Raw genomic sequence first — 18,978 nt, 5'->3', positions numbered from 1 at the left:
CGCCGCGCAAGCCGCTCAGAGAGTCTGGTCCTTCACCGACTCCATCGACACATGGGTCGAGGTGCTGCCGACATGCGGCAGGCTGGAGATCTGTTCGCCCAGTATCATCCGGTAACTGCCGATATCGCTGGTGCGTACCTTCAGCAGGTAGTCGAACGCGCCCGCGATCATGTGGCACTGCTCGATTTCCGGAATCGCGCGCACGGCGGCGTTGAACGCGCGCAGCGCCGGTTCCGTGGTGTCGGTCAGTTTTACCTCCACGAAGGCGACATGGTTGCGTCCGAGCCGCGCCTGGTCCAGCATGGCCGAGAAACCTAGGATGTAGCCTTCGGCGATCAGCCGCTGCATCCGCACCTGCGCCGGGCTTTTCGACAGGCCCACCCGGCGCGCCAGTTCCGTGACCGACACCCGCCCGTCGCGGGTCAGCTCATCCAGGATCCGGCGGTCGTACTGGTCGATTTGTTTGCGATTTTCCATTTTTATGGGCGTTTGACCTTTAGTAAGTCATAAATCCGACGTGATCGGACTGCATTTTGACTATCTTCGGTCGGACAGACTTTGGCAAGCAGGTGTAGAGAGCCCAGAGCCACCGCAGGAGTTGCGCCATGACCGAGCTTGAAACGATCCGCCAGTCCATGCGTCGCCAGACGCTCGCTTCCGACGCCGACGTGATCGCCGCGATCAGGCCCGCCACGCGCTTCGACGCGGCCCTGCGCGACGCCACGCACAAGCGCGCCGTCACGCTGGTCCAAGGCATCCGAAACGACAGCCGCCCCGGCCTGATGGAAGTGTTCCTTGCCGAGTATGGTCTGTCCACCGAGGAAGGCGTCGCACTGATGTGCCTTGCCGAGGCGCTTCTGCGCGTTCCCGATGCCGACACGATCGACGCACTGATCGAGGACAAGATCGCCCCCAGCGAATGGGGCACCCACCTTGGGCATTCGTCGTCTTCTCTGGTCAATGCCGCGACCTGGGGGTTGATGCTGACCGGCAAGGTGCTCAAGGACGGCACCGGCATGGCGCAGACGCTGCGCGGCGCCGTGCGGCGCCTCGGCGAACCGGTGATCCGCACCGCCGTAGGCCGCGCCATGCGCGAGATGGGCGCACAGTTCGTTCTGGGCGAGACCATCGAGAAAGCCGTCGCGCGGGGCCACGAAATGCAGAAGAAGGGCTACACCTACAGCTACGACATGCTGGGCGAAGCTGCGCTGACCGCCCATGACGCGCAGGATTTCTACGATGCCTATGCCGGGGCGATCAGGAAGCTGGCGGCGGAATGCAAGTCCAAGGACACGCGGCGCAACCCCGGCATCTCGATCAAGCTGTCGGCTCTGCACCCGCGCTATGACGAGATGCAGCGCGACCGCGTCATGGCCGAACTGGTGCCGCGCACGCTGGCGCTGGCAAGGATGGCGCGCGAGGCGGGCATGGGACTGAACATCGACGCAGAGGAGGCGGACCGCCTCGATATCTCGCTCGATGTGATCGAGGCCGTGCTGGCGGATGACAGCCTTTCCGGCTGGGACGGTTTCGGCGTTGTGGTGCAGGCCTATGGCAAGCGCGCGGGCCACGTGATCGACTGGCTCTATGCGCTGGCCGAACGGCTGGACCGCAAGATCATGGTGCGACTGGTCAAGGGTGCGTACTGGGACACAGAGATCAAGCGCGCGCAGGTCGAAGGACTGCAAGGCTTTCCCGTCTTCCAGCGCAAGGAAGCGACGGACGTGCACTACATTCTGTGCGCCGAAAAGCTGCTGGACCGCACCGACCGGATCTATCCGCAGTTCGCCACCCATAACGCGCATACTGTTGCGGCGGTCCTGGAACTGGCCGGGACCGACCGTGAGCGGTTCGAGTTCCAGCGCCTGCACGGGATGGGTGCGGCGCTGCATGACCTCGTGATCAAGAACGCGGGCGCGCGCTGCCGGATCTATGCGCCGGTGGGGGCACATCGCGACCTGCTGGCCTATCTGGTTCGACGACTCCTGGAGAACGGGGCGAACAGCAGCTTCGTGAATCAGATCGTGGACGAGAACGTGCCCCCCGAAACAGTCGCTGCCGACCCGTTTGTCGCCTTCGACCGTGGCGGAAACAACCGCGCCGTGCTGGCCCCGGCGGACCTTTATGGCACGGAGCGGCGCAATTCGCGCGGCTGGAACTTGCGGGACATGTTGGACACCGGCGAAATCGACGCGGCGCGGGGTGACTTCGCGCGCGCGACATGGTCGGCCGGGCCGGTGCTGGCGGCGGCCGCCGCGTCGGGGGGCGGCACGGAGCACGAGGTGCGCAACCCGGCCCGCCCGGACGATCTTGTCGGCCGCGTAACAGAGGCCAGTCCCGATGACGTGGAGAACGCACTGGCGGCGGCCGAGGCCTGGAAGGCCCCGGCCGGGGAGCGGGCGGCGGCGCTGACACGCGCCTCCGAACTGATGGAAGAACGCTTCGGCGAGCTTTTCGCGGTGCTGTGCCGCGAGGCCGGCAAGACGCAGGCCGACGCCATCGGCGAGTTGCGTGAAGCTGTGGATTTTCTGCGCTATTACGCGGCGCGGGGGCGCGAACTGGATGCCCCGGCGCGCGGCGTGATGGCCTGCGTTTCGCCCTGGAACTTCCCGCTGGCGATCTTCACGGGGCAGATCGCTGCTTGCCTTGCGGCAGGCAACGGGGTGCTGGCCAAGCCGGCAGAACCCACGGCGCTGACCGCGCAACTGGCGGTGGCCTGCCTGCATGATGCGGGTGTGCCGCGCAGCGCGTTGCAGCTGCTGCCGGGTACAGGCAAGACCGTGGGGGCGGCGATCACTTCGGATTCCCGCGTTTCAGGCGTGTGCTTCACCGGCTCAACCGCAACGGCGCAGGGGATCAACCGCGCGATGGCCGACAAGATGGCGCCTACAGCGCCGCTGGTCGCCGAAACTGGCGGACTGAATGCGATGATCGTGGACAGCACCGCTTTGCCGGAACAGGCGGTGCGCGACATCCTCGCAAGCGCATTCCAGTCGGCCGGGCAGCGCTGTTCGGCGCTGCGCTGCCTCTACGTCCAAGAGGACGTGGCGGACACCGTTCTGAAGATGCTCTACGGAGCAATGGACGAATTGAAGCTGGGCGACCCGTGGGACCTTGCGACCGATATCGGCCCTGTCATCACCGAAACTGCACGAGACGACATCGCCGCCTATATCGACGCCGCGCGCGCCGAGGGACGGGTGCTGAAGGAACTGTCCGTGCCCAGTGCCGGCACCTTCATCGCCCCGACCGTCATCAAGGTACGCGGCCTGCAAGACATGGACCGCGAGATCTTCGGCCCGGTGCTCCACGTCGCCACCTACAAGGCGCGCGATATGCAAAAAGTGCTGGCGGCGATCAACGGGTCGGGCTTCGGGCTGACCTTCGGCATCCATTCGCGCATCGACGACCGTGTCGCGGAAGTGACCGAGGCGCTGCGCGTTGGCAACATCTACGTCAACCGCAACCAGATCGGGGCCATAGTCGGCAGTCAGCCATTCGGCGGCGAAGGCATGTCCGGCACTGGCCCCAAGGCCGGGGGCCCGGCCTACGTGGCACGATTCACCAAGCCCGCCACGCGGCGGCTCGATCCGCTGGACGGGCACAGCGCGGACGAGGCGGCGGTGCAGGCGGCCATTGACGCAGCGGGCGGCGCGCAACCCGGCGCGCTGAGCAGCGTCTCGCTGCCCGGCCCGACCGGCGAAAGCAACCGCTTCTCGGTCTATGGCCGCGGCGTCGTGCTGTGCCTGGGGCCAAGCCGCGACGCGGCCGCAGAGCAGGCGCGCGTGGCGCGCGGAAACGGCTGCCGCGCGGTCATCGTCGTGCCGGGGGCGACCGGGCCGCTGTCGGTGGACGGCGTGCTGGACCGGGCGGCACTGGGGCGGCTGCAGGGGTTCCACGCGGTGGCGCTGTGGTCCGGCCCGGAGGATTTGGCCGCGGCGCGCCGCGCGCTTGCAGGCCGCGACGGCGCGATCCTGCCGCTTCTGGCCGAGGACGATCTGGCCGAACGCTGCCTCGTGGAACGCCATGTCTGCATCGACACCACGGCGGCGGGCGGCAACGCAAGCCTGCTGGCTGCAGCAGGCGGCTGATCCGCTTTCGCGAACCGCACCAAGATGCGTCGGCCTGCCTGCTATCCGGGCAGGCCGTGCCGCCCCGCTGGCCGGATTGCCGCGCAAGCGAGGGGCCCGCAACCGTTGGCAGACGCCCCCGCGACGTCACGGTGCAATTTTACAAAACAGTTACGCACCTGACACAAAACGGTCGGCAGGCCGGGATACCCGCTCGATGAAACAGCGGGGGCCAGATGCTGACATTCGACCGCCTGACGAAACGCTTCAAGGGTAACACCGCAGTCGACGCGGTAAGCTTGACCTTCCCGAAACCTGCCATGATCGGGATCATCGGCGCCTCTGGCGCGGGCAAGTCCACGCTTCTGCGCATGGTGAACCGACTATCCGACGCGACCGAGGGGCATGTCCTGTTCGAGGGACAGGACGTGACCGCCCTGCGCGGCGGCGCACGCCGGGCCTGGCAGGGCCAATGTGCGATGATCTTCCAGCAGTTCAACCTCGTGCCGCGGATGGATGTGGTCAGCAATGTGCTCCATGGCACTCTGAACCGCCGCTCCACGCTGGCAACGATGTTCAACCTCTATCCGCGCGAGGACATCCACCGAGCCATCGACATCCTTGATAGGCTTGGCATCGCCGCGCAGGCCCCAAAGCGGGCCGAGGCGCTGTCCGGCGGCCAGCAGCAGCGCGTCGCGATCGCCCGAGCACTGATGCAGGATCCCAAGATCATCCTCGCCGACGAACCGATCGCCAGCCTCGATCCGATGAACGCACAGATTGTCATGGACGCGCTGCGCCGCATCCATGACGAGGACGGGCGCATGGTGATCGCGAACCTGCACACCCTCGATACCGCACGGCGCTATTGTGACCGCGTGATCGGAATGCGCGAGGGCCGCGTCGTGTTCGACGGCACGCCCGCGCAGCTGACCACGGGCGTGGCGCGCGACATCTACGGTGCCGACGCCGGGTTCTCCGAAGCGGCGACCTCGACCTCGATCGAGGCGCTGGACGACGCAGGCGCCATGTTGCGCCCGGCGCAGGCCGCGATCTGACACCCGCCCCCCCTTTTCAACCACCCCGGCCATCGGTCGGAAGTCCAACCTGGAGAGAGACCATGAAAGCAATCTTCGCCGCCGTTCTGGCCACGACCGCGCTGACCGCCCCCGCGATGGCGCAGGACATCACTGAATTCCGCATAGGCATCCTCGGCGGGGAGAACGCGCAGGATCGCATGACGTCCAACGAGTGCGTGCGCGCCGCTACCGAGGAACTGCTTGGCGTTCCGACCAAGCTGTTCACCCCGGCCGACTATGACGGCGTGATCCAGGGTCTTCTGGGCGGCAGCATCGACATGGCGTGGCTGGGCGCATCGGCCTACGCAAAGACCTATCTGACCGATGCGGAAGCGGTCGAACCGGTGCTGGTCAAGGTCAACGTGGACGGATCCTACGGCTATCATTCCATCGGTTTCGCCCGAAAGGACAGTGGCATCACTTCGCTCGAAGGCATGCAGGGCAAAGTCTTCGGCTTCGGCGACCCGAACTCGACCTCCGGCTACCTGATCCCCTCCATCGAGATCCCGCAGACCACCGGCGCGAGCATGGAGTCGGGCGACTATTTCGGTGAGGTCAAGTTCACTGGCGGCCACGAACAAACCATCGTCGCGGTCGCCAACGGCGATGTGGACGGGGGTGTGACCTGGGCCGACGGTCTTGGCGCATGGGAAGACGGGTACAACTCGGGCGCGCTGCGCAAGGCGTCAGACGCCGGCCTCGTTGACATGAACGAACTGGTCGAGATCTGGAAATCCAAGCCGATCCCGGAAGGCCCGGTTGTGCTGCGCAAAGCGCTGCCCGAGCGCGTCAAGCTCGACATGGTCGCGATGCTGGCCTCGATGCCGGCCATGGATCCCGACTGCGCCTACAACTTCATGGCCGGCGAGGCGCTTGGCCTGATGCCGATCAATCACGACGCCTACCTGTCGATCATCGACGCGCGCAAGTCGAAGATGTGATCTGACGCAACTGCATCTGGCCGGTCCCTTCCTGGGGCCGGCCCTTTCCTTTCCGAGGGGCACCGAAACATGGCCGACCTGTCATTGGGCAGCGCACATGGCGACACCGACACGATCCGCGACGCTTACCTCGCGATGGCTCGGACCAAGCGGATGTATGGCGGCATCCTGCTGATCGTGTTCGTCGCGCTGATGACATCGGGCTTCATGTTGGCCGACAGCCGCAACGCGGGCGGGTTCTGGGACGGTATCCTCAACATCTTCCAGTTTCCCGGCGAGGTCGTGGCCGAGGCGCGCGAGAAGGCGGCACTCCTGCCCGGACTTATGATCGAATTCCTGCCCTCGCTTATCGAGACGCTGAACATCGCGGCGGCGGCCACGCTGCTGGGCGCGATCCTTGCGGTGATCCTGTCACTGCTGGCCACGCGCGGGCTGGCCAAGTTTCCGGCGCTGATCAGCCCGGTGCGCCGTGCCATGGACGTGATGCGCGCGGTGCCCGAGATCGTGATCGCGCTGGTGCTGATCTTCATTCTGGGCGGCGGCCCGGTTCCGGCCATGATCGCCATCGCGATCCACACGGTCGGCGCGCTTGGCAAGCTTTTCTCGGAAGTGAACGAGAATGCCAGTCTGAAGCCGGTGGAGGGACTCGCCTCGGTCGGGGCGACGTGGACGCAGCGGATGTGGCTGGGTGTTATCCCGCAGGTCGCGCCAAACTACCTCAGCTATGCGCTGCTGCGGTTCGAGATCAACATCCGGGCCTCCGCCATCCTCGGCTTCGTGGGATCGGGCGGGATCGGCTACGATCTGAAGAACGCGTTCTCGTGGGGGCAGGGTCGCTATGACGAGGTCGCGGCGATCTTCCTGCTGCTGTTCCTGACCATCGTGTTCTTCGACCAGTTATCCGACCACTACCGCAACAAGCTTGTGGGAAGGGGCTGAGACATGACCATCACCGACAGCGGCGTCACCACCGACCTGCGCCGGGACATCGACACGCTGTTTCGCGGCAAGCGCATCGCAGCCTTCGCCGTTCCGGCCGTCCTCCTGGCCTATTTCACCTACGTGTTCTTCGCCTTCGACCTTCCCGGCCTTGCCGAACGCGCGCGCATGGACAACGCGGCCGTGCTGGTGGCCGACAGCTACAGCTACAAGACGCACATCACCCACGACAACCGCAACGGCGGCACCAGCATCGCCGTGGAGGGCGAGCGCAAGGGTACCTACCCCGAAGGCATGACCCCAGACTTCGTCACTATGACCGGGCCCGATACCGCGCGCATCGCGCTCACCGACGGCGAAAGCGCCGTGATAGACGGCGCATCGCTGGTCTATTCGGTGCCGGATTACGGCGACATCCTTGTGCGGGTCGAGGGCCGCGAGATCATCCTGGAAACGCCCCCCGGCCCACTGCCGGACTGGATCAGCGCCAGCAGCGCGCGCATCGACATCACCGGCGAGGGCGGCCGCGCGATCGTCACCCGCGCCCGGGCCGAGGTCTACCGCTATTCCTTCGGCTGGGAACTGTTCTGGTTCACGCTGGACAGTCCTTTTCATGGCAAGTCGCCGGTCGAACTCGCTTCGCTGGCATTAAGCCGCGACCGGGTGGAACCGGACCGGAGCAACCTGTCCGCCATCGCATCGGATGTCTGGAACAACGAGATGTGGCGCCACAAGGACGTGCTATGGGCTATCTTCGAGACCATCCTGATGGCGTTCCTCGGCACAATGGGCGCGGCGATCGTGGCGCTACCCATGGCGTTCGTCGCGGCGCGAAACTTCAACCGGCTGAGCGCGGTTCGTTTCGCCATCCGCCGCGTGTTCGACTTCGTGCGCGGAGTGGACGGGCTGATCTGGACGATCATCCTGAGCCGCGCTTTCGGGCCGGGGCCAATGACCGGCGCGCTGGCGATCCTCATCACCGACAGCGGCAGCTTCGGCAAGATGTTCAGCGAAGCGCTGGAGAATGTCGACGACAAGCAAATCGAAGGCGTGCAGAGCACGGGTGCCAAACCGCTTCAACGCTACCGCTTCGGGGTGATCCCGCAGGTCACCCCGGTGCTGCTCAGCCAGGTGCTGTATTATCTCGAAAGCAACACGCGCAGCGCGACCGTGATCGGCGCGATCACAGGCGGCGGGATCGGGCTGCTGCTGACGCAGGCGATCATCACCCAAAAGGACTGGGAAGAAGTGAGTTATTACATCTTTTTGATCGTTCTTATGGTCATGTTCATGGACTGGGTGTCGGGCGTGCTCCGGCGGCGGCTCATCACCGGGGGCGGCGACGCGTGATCGCGCGCCCTAACCCGCCGCGAACGGTGCAGCAAGCCGGAGCAGCCACATGGCACGGCTGACTGCGGAAGCGCCATTCCTGCACCCGGATTGCGAGATCACCGACACGCGTTTCGGGCGCTATGTCGAGATCGGGCGCGGCAGCCGCGTGGCGCACAGCGAGATCGGAGATTATTCCTATTGCGACCGCTATGCCGACATCGCAAATGCCTCGATCGGGAAGTTCGCCAACATCGCCAGCTTCACCCGGATTGGCGCGACCGACCACCCGATGGACAAGGCGAGCCTGCATCACTTCCACTACCGTTCAGACGACTATTTCGATGACGCGGCAGCAGACGAGGTGTGGTTCGCGCATCGCAGGTCGCGGCGCGCGGTGATCGGGAACGATACATGGATCGGGCACGGCGCAATGATCAAGCCAGAGGTGACGCTTGGCCACGGCGCAGTCGTCGCTGCCGGGGCCGTCGTCACCAAGGACGTTCCACCCTACGTCATTGTGGCGGGCCTGCCAGCCAAGCCGGTCAGACCGCGCCTTGCGCCCGGCATCGCGGACCGGATGATGACGCTGGCCTGGTGGGACTGGAGCCACGAGCGCCTGCGCGCCGCACTGGAGGATTTCCGCACGCTGCCCGCAGAAGCCTTCCTTGAGCGGCACGAATAACCCGCCTCGCGAGCGACAAGAAAGGGCCGCCCCGGCGGGCAGCCCGTCTCCTGCAGCGCGCGATCCGCTGTCAGGCGCGGCGACGGGCGCGCGCGGCGCCCAGTACGGCAAGCCCCCCGCCGAGCAACAGCAGCCCTGCGGGCAGCGGTATCGGCGCGGTCAGATCGGCCAGCGCGACAGTCTGACCGCCCAGCCCGGTAACCGGATCGATGCCGAAGGTGAAGAACTCGAAGTTGCGGAAGTTCACTACCTGGGTCATCTGACCGCTTGCGAAGGTCAGGCTGAGCACTTCACCCGCCAGCACGGAGCTTGCAAGCTCCGCCAGCCCGGCAGAGAAGAACGCGGTGTCGGTGTCAGCGCCGCCGTCGAAGATGTCGTCCAGTACGGCATCGTAGAGCATGCCGCCATCGGCCATATTGAAAAACCCGGCGGAATCGTCGCCCGCGCCGAGGCTGACCAGCCCATTGATCTGCGCCGCCGCTCCTGAGCCCAGCGTCACGTCCACCACATCCCCCGACTGCACCGGAACGCCACTTTGCGACAGGAAGGCCAACGAGTCGAACACCGCCACGGTATCGGCGCCTTCGCCCAGTTCCACCGCCAGTCCGCCTGTCCCGGTGATGATCCCGTCGGTCAGCACGATCTGCGTTTGTGTGTTGGCCGGGTCGGCGCCTCCCAGTTCGACCTGGATGCCTATGCCGCCCTCGATGGAGCCGCTGTTCACGATGACGCTTTGCGCAACGGCGCTGGCATCGAAATCGATCCCTGCGGAGCTGGACGCAGCGGTGGCGATGGTCCCCGTCGCGGTGTTGATCACGATACCGCTGTCCATGTCGAGCCCGTCGCCGTCGGTACCCGTGCTGATGATCGCGCCCTCGTTCAGGATCTGCGCGTCTTCTCCAACCTGCACGGCATCTTCCAGCGCGGTGATGCTGGCACCGGTGCGGTTCAGCACCGTGGCGCTGTTCCCTGCTTCCATGCCCTCGTCGCCCGAGATCAAAACCCCGGTGTTGCGGAACGTGGCATTCACGCCATCGCCAAGTCGGATGCCGTCATTGTTGGGCGCGTTGATCGTCCCACTGTTGTCGACGGTGACGTTGTCCTCGTTGTCGGCGTTCACGCCACGCGCCTGCACGTTCATGCTGCCGGTATTAATCACGGTCAGGCCGAACCCATCGTCGCCGCTGTCCACGCCATCGCCATCCGCGGTCAGCGTGCCGTTGTTCACGACGGTGGTGTCGTTGCCGCGCACGCGCAAAGCGTCGCCGCCCGCGTTCTGGACCTCGGCGCCTGACACCACCGTGACGCTGACATCGTCGCCGTTATCGGTCAGCCCGCCGGTTTGAAGGCCGGTGCAGACATACGTGCCCGCCGGGTTCTCGACACATGCGGCAAGCGCGGGTGCACCGGACAGCAGCGAAGTCAAAGAGACGGCGGGCGCGGACAGGATAACGAAACGCATCGGCAAAGCTCCTTGGAAGATGGTCAAGGTTCGTTAACCGTCGTTACGGCGCCGGGTCAAGAAAGTTGCCCAAGCAATACGTCTTACGCAATGAAATTTCACAAAAGCGTCACAATCGCTCAACCCTGGGCATCCGGATCGCCAACCGTCAGCGACACACGGTCACCCGCGAACCAAGTCCGCCCGTATTCCACCGGCGCGCCGTCCGGGTCCACGTTCACACCTACGCTGCGCAGGAGCGGCGCGCCTTCGGGAATGTCGAGATGTCGTGCCTGCACGGCCTTCGCGGCCTTCGCCGTCAGACGCGTGAAAGCGCGGGTGAAATCGGGCACGCCGCAAGCCGCCAGCGCCCGCGTGACCGACGGATCGGCCCGTAGGCGGCGCGGCAAGTCGGGCATGCGGTCGGCCGGAAACACGCTTCGGTAAAGACCGACCGGCTTGCCGTCCGAGAACAGCAACCCGTCGCAGACATGCACCGCCGCGCCAGGCTCCAGCCGCAAGGCGTCGGCCTCTTCGCGGTCGGCGCTGCGGGTGTCGATGGACAGGATGCGCTTCTCGGCCTCGCGCCCGGCAGCGGCGAGGCTCTGATGAAAGCGCACGCGGCGCCCCAGCGGGTAGTCGGTCGGAGTTTCGGCAACGAACACGCCCGCACCGCGCCGCGCCTGGACCAGCCCCGCTTCGGCCATATGGGCCAGCGCATGGCGCACCGTGTGGCGGTTGACGCCGAACCGCGCGGAAAGCTGCGCCTCGGTTGGCAGCTTGTCGCCCGGTCCGTAGTGCCCTGCCGCCAGATCGGCGGACAGCGCATCGGCGATGTTTCTCCAGATCGGGGTTCGGGCCAAGGTGTCACCAAATCTTCACACCGGCGGGCTTGTCCTTTCCCGCCGGATCGGTCAATATTTGTCTAGTTGTATAGAAATGAACGCGCGGCTGCAAGGGGTCCGGCATGGGCGAAATCGAGAAACGCAAGGGATGGATGGGCCTGCTGGCCCGCGCCCCAACCGCGCGCCTCGCGGCACTGTGGCAGGGTTTCGGGCTCGAGCCGGAGCACACCTTGCTGCGCCCACCCGAAATCGGGGCCGTGATGGTACGGGGTCGGGCAGGGGCGACGGGCGCGCCGTTCAACCTTGGAGAGATGACCGTGACCCGTTGTTCGACACGTCTGGCCTGCGGCGCGGTCGGGCACGGCTATGTCCAGGGGCGCGACAAGGCCCATGCCCGCACTGCAGCATTGATCGACGCGCTGATGCAAACACCCTGTGCCGACGCGCTGAGCGCCGCCGTGCTGGATCCGCTGGCCGCTGAGCTGGACCTGACCCGCAGCCGCCGCGCGGCGCGGGCCGCCGCCACCAAGGTCGATTTCTTCACACTAGTGCGCGGGGAGGACTGATGGACACCGACGCCCTGTCCGGCGGGTTCGCCGACGCGCCCGTTCAGGCCGCCCATGCCTTTCGCGCCGCGATGACCGCGATGGCGCAGCCCGGCAGGATCCGGCAGGTGGCGGGCGCCGCTCCACCCGCGCCGCTTTCCGCCGCCGCGGGTACGCTGGTTCTGGCGCTGTGCGACGCGGATACGCCCGTCCACCTGACGGGCGTGCATGACACGCCGATGCTGCGGGACTGGATCACCTTCCACACCGGCGCACCGCTTTGCGCGGCCGGGGCGTGCAGCTTTGCCATCGGCGTCTGGGATGCGCTGCGGCCGCTTGATCGTTTTGCGTGCGGCACGTCCGACTACCCGGACCGGGGCGCGACCCTGATCGTCGAAACGGACCGGCTGGAACCTGCGGGCGCCACGCTGCAAGGCCCCGGCATCGCCAGGCAGGCGGCGCTGTCTCTGCCCGAAACCGATGTGTTCCGCCGCAACGCCGCGCGGTTTCCGCTCGGGCTTGATTTCTTCTTCACCTGTGGCGACCGCCTTGCGGCTCTGCCGCGCAGCACGAAGGTGACCAGCTGATGTATGTCGCGGTGAAGGGCGGCGAACGGGCCATCGACAGCGCCCATGCCTGGCTGGCCGAAGAGCGCCGGGGCGCCCCGGACGTGCCTGAACTAAGCATCGCGCAGATCCGCGAGCAGCAGGGTCTGGCAATCAACCGCGTGATGGCAGAAGGGTCGCTGTTCGATCCGGATCTTGCCGCGCTGGCGATCAAGCAGGCGCGGGGCGACCTTATTGAGGCGATCTTCCTTATCCGGGCCTATCGCACGACACTGCCGCGCTTCGGGGCATCGCGGCCCGTGGACACGGCTGCGATGGCCTGCGACCGGCGCATTTCGGCCACGTTCAAGGACGTGCCCGGCGGGCAGGTCTTGGGGCCGACATTCGATTACACGCACCGGCTTCTGGATTTTGCGCTGGCAGCCGAGGAGGGCACACCCGGCGATGCCGCCGACGAGGCACAGGGGGCCGACCGTAACGCCGACCCGCCACGCAAGCCGCATGTTCTGGGCTTTCTCGACCGCGACGGGCTGATCGAACCCGCATCGCGCGAACCGGATCTGGCGCACTCTGCTCCGGCCGACCTGACACGCGAGCCGCTGGAGCTGCCGGCGAGCCGCGCGCTGCGCCTGCAGGCGCTGGCGCGCGCGGACGAGGGGTTCCTTCTGGGCCTCGCCTATTCCACCCAGCGCGGCTACGCGCGCAATCACGCCTTCGTGGGCGAGTTGCGGATCGGCACTGTCGCGGTCGAGATGGACATTCCCGAATTGGGCTTCGCCATCGAGATCGGCGAGATCACCATGACCGAATGCGAGACCGTCAACCAGTTCACCGGGTCGAAATCGGAACCGCCCCAGTTCACCCGCGGATACGGTCTGGTGTTCGGGCAGACCGAGCGCAAGGCGATCGCCATGGCGCTGGTAGATCGCGCGCTGCGCTGGGAGGAACTGGGCGAGGATTTCGTAGGCGCGCCGGCGCAGGATGCGGAATTCGTCCTGTCCCATGCCGACAACATCCAGGCGACAGGGTTCCTCGAACACATCAAGCTGCCGCATTACGTCGATTTTCAGTCCGAACTGGAGCTGGTGCGCAAACTGCGGCGCGACGCGGAAACGGGTGCGGAGGGAGCGAAATGACCTCAATCGCCGCCGCCGCCGTCTCCCCCACCGTCGCAATTGTTGCCCGTGCCGCCGCCCAGGCCGAACCGGTCGATGCGCCATCCCTTGCCGAGAAGCGCCGGAAACAGAAGCACAAAGGCAATCATCCCGCCGATGAACAGAATGCTGAACAGCATGTGATACTCCATGACGTGTCCTCATTGCCTCGCGGGCCGGGCCCGGTCCAGATGGGGCCGCGATCATGACCGAGGCCGCTTATAACTTCGCATACCTTGACGAACAGACCAAGCGGATGATCCGCCGCGCGATCCTGAAGGGGCTGGCGGTGCCGGGCTACCAGGTGCCGTTCGCCAGCCGCGAGATGCCAATGCCCTATGGCTGGGGCACCGGCGGGGTTCAGGTAACTGCGGCGACGCTGGTGCCCGAAGACCGGCTGAAGGTCATCGACCAGGGCGCGGATGACACCACCAACGCCGTGTCGATCCGCAAGTTCTTCCAGCGCACCGCCGGCGTCGCCACGACCGAGGCGACGCGCGAGGCAACCGTGATCCAGACGCGGCACCGGATCCCGGAAACGCCTCTGCACGAGGACCAGATCCTCGTCTACCAAGTGCCGATCCCGGAACCTCTTCGGTTTCTAGAACCGCGCGAGACCGAGACCCGCAAGATGCACGCGCTGGAGGAATACGGCCTGATGCACGTCAAGCTTTACGAGGACATCGCCCGGCACGGCACCATCGCCACAGCCTATGCCTACCCGGTGAAGGTGGAAGGGCGTTACGTGATGGACCCGTCCCCGATCCCGCGTTTCGACAACCCGAAGCTGGAAAGCCCCGCGATTCAGCTGTTCGGCGCCGGCCGCGAGCAGCGGATCTACGCGCTCCCGCCGCATACAAAGGTCGTCAGTCTCGACTTCGAGGATCACCCGTTCGACCCATCACGCGCCGACCATCCCTGCGCCCTGTGCGGGGCGACCGACAGCTACATGGACGAGGTCATCACCGACGACGCCGGAGGGCGCATGTTCCTGTGTTCCGACACGGATTACTGCAGCACCCGGCAAAAGAAGGGCCATCGCGGCACGGAGAGCGCGGCATGACCACGGTGACGGACACACCGCTGCTGCGAGTGCGCGGCGTTACGAAACGCTATGGCGCGCGGCTGGGCTGCGGCGATGTGGGCTTCGATTTGTGGCCTGGCGAGGTGCTGGGTATCGTCGGCGAAAGTGGGTCCGGAAAGTCCACGCTGTTGTCCTGCCTTGCCGGTCACCTGGAGCCTGACGCGGGCGAGGTACTGTTCGACATGGACGGCGGGCTCTGCGATACGCTGCGCCTGTCCGAGCCCGAACGGCGACGCATGCGGCGTACAGACTGGGCCTTCGTGCACCAGCACGCGCGGGACGGGCTGCGCATGGGGGTCAGTGCCGGCGGGAACGTGGGAGAGCGGCTGATGGCGGTGGGCGCACGAAACTACGGCGACATCCGCGCCCGGGCCGCTGACTGGCTGAACCGGGTTGAAATCGCAGCCGAACGGATGGACGACCGTCCCACGGCGTTCTCGGGCGGGATGCAGCAGCGGCTGCAGATCGCGCGGAACCTCGTGACAGGGCCGCGGCTTGTGTTCATGGACGAGCCGACCGGCGGGCTGGACGTGAGCGTCCAGGCGCGGCTGCTGGACCTGTTGCGCGGCCTCGTGCGCGAGATGGGGCTGAGTGCCGTCATAGTCACCCACGATCTTGCCGTCGTGCGGCTGCTGGCCGACCGGCTGATGGTGATGAAGGACGGGCGCGTCGTGGAACAGGGGCTGACCGACCAGGTACTGGACGATCCCCAGCACGGCTACACGCAGCTGCTGGTCAGTTCCGTGCTGCAGGTCTGAGGACGGATTGACGAAATGAACAAAGAGGCAGGCAACGGGGCGGACCGATGATCGACTGCAAGGACGTGACAAAGCGGTTCACGCTGCACAATCAGGGCGGCGCGGTGATCGAGGTGTTGTCTGGCGCGACGCTGCAGGTGGCACCCGGTGAATGCGTGGCCCTGACCGGGGCATCGGGCGCGGGCAAGTCGACGCTGATGCGCATGATCCACGGCAACTACCTGGCCGAGGCCGGGCGCATCGCGGTGGGCGGCGTGCAGGTATCGGGCGCCGATCCGCGGACCGTGCTGCGGCTGCGCCGAGACACGCTGGGCTATGTCAGCCAGTTCCTTCGCGTGGTACCTCGTGTGCCCGCGCTGGACGTGGTGGCGGAACCGCTTCTGGCGGTGGGATGGGCACCCGACGCGGCGCGGGACCGGGCGGCGGCGCTTCTGACCCGGCTGAACGTGCCCGCCGCCTTGTGGGACCTCGGGCCGTCCACCTTCTCGGGCGGGGAACAGCAGCGCGTGAACATCGCGCGCGGCTTCGCCCACGACTACCCGGCGCTGCTGCTGGACGAACCGACCGCAAGCCTTGATGCCACGAACCGCGGGGTGGTGCTGGCGCTGATCGAAGAAGCCAAGGCGCGGGGCGCCGCGATCCTGGGGATCTTCCACGATGTCGAGGCGCGCGCGGCGGTCTGCGACCGCGAGGTCGATGTCGGCGCGTTCCGCCCGGTGGCGGCATGACCCAAGGCCGCCTGATCGCCGTCGTCGGCCCGTCGGGCGTTGGCAAGGACAGTGTGATGCGCGCGCTGGCCGGGATCGAACCGCGGCTCGACATCGCGCGGCGCTGCATCACCAGGCCACCCGACAATGGCAGCGAGGATTTCGATAGCGTCACCGTGACCCGCTTCGAGGCACTGCGCGCGGACGGGGCCTTTGCGCTGAACTGGGGCGCGCACGGGCTGTTCTATGGCATCCCGCATTCAGCCCTTCACGGGTTGGTCGATGGGCGCGACGTGCTGGCGAACCTGTCGCGCGGTGCGCTGCCCGATGCCGCGGCGCGTGCCGCCCGGCTGCACGTGCTGTCGCTGGACGCCGCGCCCGAGGTGCTGGCTGCGCGGTTGCACCGGCGCGGGCGGGAAAGCGCGAAAGCGATCGGTGCGAGGCTGGCGCGCAGCGGCGCGCCGGTCCCGCCGGGCGTGCCGGTGACGCGACTGTGGAACGACGGCGCGCTGTCGGACACCGTAGAGCAGGCACGGGCCGCGCTTTACCCGGCCAGCGGGTAACGCGCGATGCGGTGGAACCTGTCCGCGTCATCGGCGCCCAGCAGCGTCAGCGCATCCATCCGGAACGGGCGCGGCAGAAGCGGCCCCAGCACCGGCGCTAGTGCGGCACGGGCGGTGTCGGCATCCGCCCGGGCCAGCGGACCGGTCAGCGTCATGTGGAAGCGGAACGCGTCATGGGTGTAGGGATAGCCCCAGCGGTCCAGCAGTGTTTGCTGGCGGGGCGACAGGCGCCCGCCAGCGCGGCGGCGGGCAAGTTCGGCGTCGGACAGCGGCGCGCGGAAAGCGTCAAGATTCTCGACCACGCGGGCCGCGACATCCGACAGGTCGGCCGTATCGCCACGCGGCACAAGCGCAAGAAACCCGCCAATGCGGTCCAGCGCCAGTCCGTCCAGCGTCACCGGCGCAAGATCCGCCGCAAGCCGCTGCGTGGCGCGTGCCAGCCCGCCCGCGTCCGTCCCGTTCGCCAGCCGGAAGGGCGGCTTGAGCGTGGCGTGAAACCCGTATTTTCGCGGACGTTCGGTCAACTCCGCGGCGGGGGCGGGCAGGCCCGGAACCTCCGGATGCGACAGCGTGCGGCCCGCCGCACTGTCCCAACCAAGCCACGCGGCGCAGAAATCACCCCAGCCCGTGCCTTCTGGCGTGAAGTAGACAGCGTAGCGTGCAAAACCCATGACGTGACCCGATCCCGATGTGACCCGTGTTTCCAGAAAAGCGTGACCTTCCCATGACATCCGACGTGATCCTCGCCAATGCAACACTGGTGCTGCCCGACGAAACCCTGCGCGGCCAGGTGGTGCTGCGCGGAGGGCGGATCAGCGCCGTGGACACCGGCGCGCAGGTGCCGCCCGGCGCGGTGGATTGCGGCGGCGACTACGTGGCGCCCGGGCTGGTGGAACTGCACACCGACAACCTGGAGCGGCACATCTCGCCGCGTCCGAAGGTGGACTGGCCGCACAAGGCCGCGATCATGGCCCATGACGGCGAGCTTGCCTCGGTCGGGATCACCACGGTGTTTGACGCGGTACGCGTCGGCTCCATCACCTCCAATGCAAAGGCCGGATACGAGAAATACGCGCGCGCCATGGCCAGCGAGATCCTTGCGATCCGCGAGACGGGGCTGCTGAAGATCAGCCATCATCTGCACCTGCGGGCCGAGATCTGTTCCGAAACCCTGGCGGCCGAACTGGACGAATTCGGCCCGGATGACCGGATCGGCATCGTAAGCCTGATGGACCACACACCGGGCCAGCGCCAGTTCCGCGACGAGGGCAAGTTCATGGACTACCTGCGCGGCAAGCACGCGCTGAGCGAGGAACAGACCCGCGCCTATTTCGATGACTTGCGCGCGCTGCAGGCTCGCGTCGGCACGCTGCACGAGGAAGCGGCGGTCGCCGCCGCGCGCCGTTTCGGCGCGACGCTGGCCAGCCATGACGACACCACCTCCGGACAGGTTGGCGTATCGGCCTCCTACGGCATCCGTCTGGCCGAGTTCCCAACCACGCACGAGGCGGCACAAGCCTGCCAAGCTGCGGGTATCCGGGTCATCATGGGCGCGCCGAACCTTGTCCGCGGCGGATCCCACTCGGGCAATGTCGCGGCGGCCGATCTGGCGCAGGCCGGGCTGCTTGACATCCTGTCGTCCGACTACGTGCCGTCCTCGCTGCTGATGGCGGCAGTGCAACTGGGCACGATGTGGGACGACATGGCGCGTGGCCTTGCCACGGTGACGACGACGCCGGCGCGCGGGGTCGGCTTGACGGACCGGGGCGCGGTGGTGCCCGGCCTGCGCGCGGACGTGATCCGCTTTGCCCTCGACGATGGACTTCCGGTGTTGCGCGGGGTCTGGGCACAGGGCCGTCAGGTCGCCTGAAAACACGGACGAATCGGATTCGTAGGGTGTCGGCAACCCAGTTCTCGCCAGGGTTGCAATTTGTGACGGCGCCGCGACGCAAGTGTAACACGCGCACACGCAAGGCGTGTCGCGGCCCTTTGAAGATTAACCATTAATGTTTTTGACACTCTGGTAGGGTTTTCCGGACCAATTCATTTAGTATCTGATTAAATTGCCTTTTTTGTTCGCTCTGATGCTAGCCAAAGGGGCGCCGCCGTCACCATCAAATGTAAATATTGACAGGTCAGAGGCCACCGAGACACGTTTACTTCAGGTTAATGAATTGACCGGCGATCAAGAGACTCAGGCCAACGGGTCGGTAATGGTGCGTGCGACGGGCTTGCCGCGCGTGAACCGGCAACTGGCTTAACTTTCGGATCG

At 66.5% G+C, this 18,978-nt stretch carries 19 protein-coding genes; 14 read left to right on the top strand and 5 right to left on the bottom strand.

Annotation, left to right across the window (positions count from 1 at the left end; translation table 11 throughout):
* Positions 1 to 15 precede the first annotated feature (15 nt).
* Positions 16 to 477 carry an Lrp/AsnC family transcriptional regulator gene (locus tag DKT77_RS00425; RefSeq protein ID WP_109809770.1) on the bottom strand — a complete coding sequence of 154 codons (462 nt, stop codon included), beginning with the start codon at positions 475 to 477 and terminating at the stop codon, positions 16 to 18.
* 128 nt (positions 478 to 605) lie between these two features.
* Here DKT77_RS00425 and putA point away from each other — a divergent pair, with 128 nt between their 5' ends.
* The 6 genes from putA to DKT77_RS00395 all read left to right on the top strand — a co-directional run bounded on the left by putA (position 606) and on the right by DKT77_RS00395 (position 9,043).
* Positions 606 to 4,091, top strand: a complete 3,486-nt coding sequence (putA, locus tag DKT77_RS00420) for a bifunctional proline dehydrogenase/L-glutamate gamma-semialdehyde dehydrogenase PutA (RefSeq protein WP_109809769.1) — start codon at positions 606 to 608, stop codon at positions 4,089 to 4,091.
* A gap of 215 nt (positions 4,092 to 4,306) precedes the next feature.
* On the top strand, positions 4,307 to 5,128 hold the full coding sequence (phnC, locus tag DKT77_RS00415; protein ID WP_109809768.1) for a phosphonate ABC transporter ATP-binding protein: 822 nt from the start codon (positions 4,307 to 4,309) through the stop codon (positions 5,126 to 5,128).
* A 62-nt stretch (positions 5,129 to 5,190) separates the two neighbouring features.
* Positions 5,191 to 6,090, top strand: coding sequence for a phosphonate ABC transporter substrate-binding protein (gene phnD / locus DKT77_RS00410; RefSeq protein WP_109809767.1), 900 nt, complete (start codon positions 5,191 to 5,193; stop codon positions 6,088 to 6,090).
* A 69-nt stretch (positions 6,091 to 6,159) separates the two neighbouring features.
* Positions 6,160 to 7,029: a phosphonate ABC transporter, permease protein PhnE gene (phnE, locus tag DKT77_RS00405; protein ID WP_109809766.1), complete on the top strand. Its 870-nt coding sequence runs from the start codon at positions 6,160 to 6,162 to the stop codon at positions 7,027 to 7,029.
* A 3-nt stretch (positions 7,030 to 7,032) separates the two neighbouring features.
* Positions 7,033 to 8,379 carry a phosphonate ABC transporter, permease protein PhnE gene (gene phnE / locus DKT77_RS00400; protein ID WP_109809765.1) on the top strand — a complete coding sequence of 449 codons (1,347 nt, stop codon included), beginning with the start codon at positions 7,033 to 7,035 and terminating at the stop codon, positions 8,377 to 8,379.
* A gap of 49 nt (positions 8,380 to 8,428) precedes the next feature.
* On the top strand, positions 8,429 to 9,043 hold the full coding sequence (locus DKT77_RS00395) for an LbetaH domain-containing protein (protein ID WP_109809764.1): 615 nt from the start codon (positions 8,429 to 8,431) through the stop codon (positions 9,041 to 9,043).
* A gap of 70 nt (positions 9,044 to 9,113) precedes the next feature.
* On the opposite strand, the gene DKT77_RS00390 is transcribed toward DKT77_RS00395, so the two are convergent.
* Both DKT77_RS00390 and phnF read right to left on the bottom strand, forming a co-directional pair.
* Positions 9,114 to 10,505, bottom strand: coding sequence for a VPLPA-CTERM sorting domain-containing protein (locus tag DKT77_RS00390; protein ID WP_109809763.1), 1,392 nt, complete (start codon positions 10,503 to 10,505; stop codon positions 9,114 to 9,116).
* Positions 10,506 to 10,624: 119 nt separating this feature from the next.
* On the bottom strand, positions 10,625 to 11,347 hold the full coding sequence (gene phnF, locus DKT77_RS00385) for a phosphonate metabolism transcriptional regulator PhnF (RefSeq protein WP_109809762.1): 723 nt from the start codon (positions 11,345 to 11,347) through the stop codon (positions 10,625 to 10,627).
* A gap of 104 nt (positions 11,348 to 11,451) precedes the next feature.
* Between phnF and phnG the strand changes: the two genes are divergently transcribed.
* From phnG to DKT77_RS00370, 3 genes are read left to right on the top strand one after another with little or no spacing between them, the layout of a single operon-like run.
* Complete coding sequence (gene phnG / locus DKT77_RS00380) at positions 11,452 to 11,895, top strand: phosphonate C-P lyase system protein PhnG (RefSeq protein WP_109809761.1); 444 nt, start codon at positions 11,452 to 11,454, stop codon at positions 11,893 to 11,895.
* Positions 11,895 to 12,461: a phosphonate C-P lyase system protein PhnH gene (gene phnH / locus DKT77_RS00375; RefSeq protein ID WP_109809760.1), complete on the top strand. Its 567-nt coding sequence runs from the start codon at positions 11,895 to 11,897 to the stop codon at positions 12,459 to 12,461. Before phnG ends, phnH begins: the two co-directional genes overlap by 1 nt.
* The gene (locus DKT77_RS00370) at positions 12,461 to 13,576 is read left to right on the top strand and encodes a carbon-phosphorus lyase complex subunit (RefSeq protein WP_109809759.1); all 1,116 of its coding nucleotides are present in this window, start codon (positions 12,461 to 12,463) and stop codon (positions 13,574 to 13,576) included. Before phnH ends, DKT77_RS00370 begins: the two co-directional genes overlap by 1 nt.
* 2 nt (positions 13,577 to 13,578) lie before the next feature.
* Here DKT77_RS00370 and DKT77_RS20785 read toward each other — a convergent pair whose 3' ends face one another.
* Positions 13,579 to 13,734, bottom strand: coding sequence for a hypothetical protein (locus tag DKT77_RS20785; protein ID WP_238547584.1), 156 nt, complete (start codon positions 13,732 to 13,734; stop codon positions 13,579 to 13,581).
* Positions 13,735 to 13,799: 65 nt separating this feature from the next.
* Between DKT77_RS20785 and DKT77_RS00365 the strand changes: the two genes are divergently transcribed.
* Genes DKT77_RS00365 through phnN form a run of 4 tightly spaced genes read left to right on the top strand, consistent with a single transcriptional unit; the run spans position 13,800 to position 16,706 of the window.
* Positions 13,800 to 14,657, top strand: a complete 858-nt coding sequence (locus DKT77_RS00365; protein WP_109809758.1) for an alpha-D-ribose 1-methylphosphonate 5-phosphate C-P-lyase PhnJ — start codon at positions 13,800 to 13,802, stop codon at positions 14,655 to 14,657.
* Entirely contained in the window at positions 14,654 to 15,436 is a 783-nt protein-coding gene (phnK, locus tag DKT77_RS00360) for a phosphonate C-P lyase system protein PhnK (RefSeq protein WP_109809757.1), read from the top strand. The genes DKT77_RS00365 and phnK overlap by 4 nt, the downstream gene beginning before the upstream one ends.
* Before the next feature lie 47 nt (positions 15,437 to 15,483).
* Positions 15,484 to 16,164 carry a phosphonate C-P lyase system protein PhnL gene (phnL, locus tag DKT77_RS00355; protein WP_109809756.1) on the top strand — a complete coding sequence of 227 codons (681 nt, stop codon included), beginning with the start codon at positions 15,484 to 15,486 and terminating at the stop codon, positions 16,162 to 16,164.
* Positions 16,161 to 16,706, top strand: a complete 546-nt coding sequence (gene phnN, locus DKT77_RS00350; RefSeq protein WP_109809755.1) for a phosphonate metabolism protein/1,5-bisphosphokinase (PRPP-forming) PhnN — start codon at positions 16,161 to 16,163, stop codon at positions 16,704 to 16,706. The genes phnL and phnN overlap by 4 nt, the downstream gene beginning before the upstream one ends.
* Here the strand turns inward: phnN and DKT77_RS00345 are convergent.
* Positions 16,688 to 17,377 carry a DUF1045 domain-containing protein gene (locus DKT77_RS00345; RefSeq protein WP_109809754.1) on the bottom strand — a complete coding sequence of 230 codons (690 nt, stop codon included), beginning with the start codon at positions 17,375 to 17,377 and terminating at the stop codon, positions 16,688 to 16,690. The two genes, phnN and DKT77_RS00345, sit on opposite strands and share 19 nt — an antisense overlap.
* A 53-nt stretch (positions 17,378 to 17,430) precedes the next feature.
* Between DKT77_RS00345 and DKT77_RS00340 the strand changes: the two genes are divergently transcribed.
* Positions 17,431 to 18,576, top strand: coding sequence for an alpha-D-ribose 1-methylphosphonate 5-triphosphate diphosphatase (locus DKT77_RS00340; protein WP_109809753.1), 1,146 nt, complete (start codon positions 17,431 to 17,433; stop codon positions 18,574 to 18,576).
* Positions 18,577 to 18,978 lie beyond the last annotated feature (402 nt).

It is taken from the genome of Meridianimarinicoccus roseus (assembly GCF_003172915.1).
Lineage (GTDB): Bacteria > Pseudomonadota > Alphaproteobacteria > Rhodobacterales > Rhodobacteraceae > Meridianimarinicoccus > Meridianimarinicoccus roseus.
The sequence above is the reverse complement of the archived record's forward strand: the minus strand, read 5'-3'. Positions and strand labels throughout refer to the sequence as shown.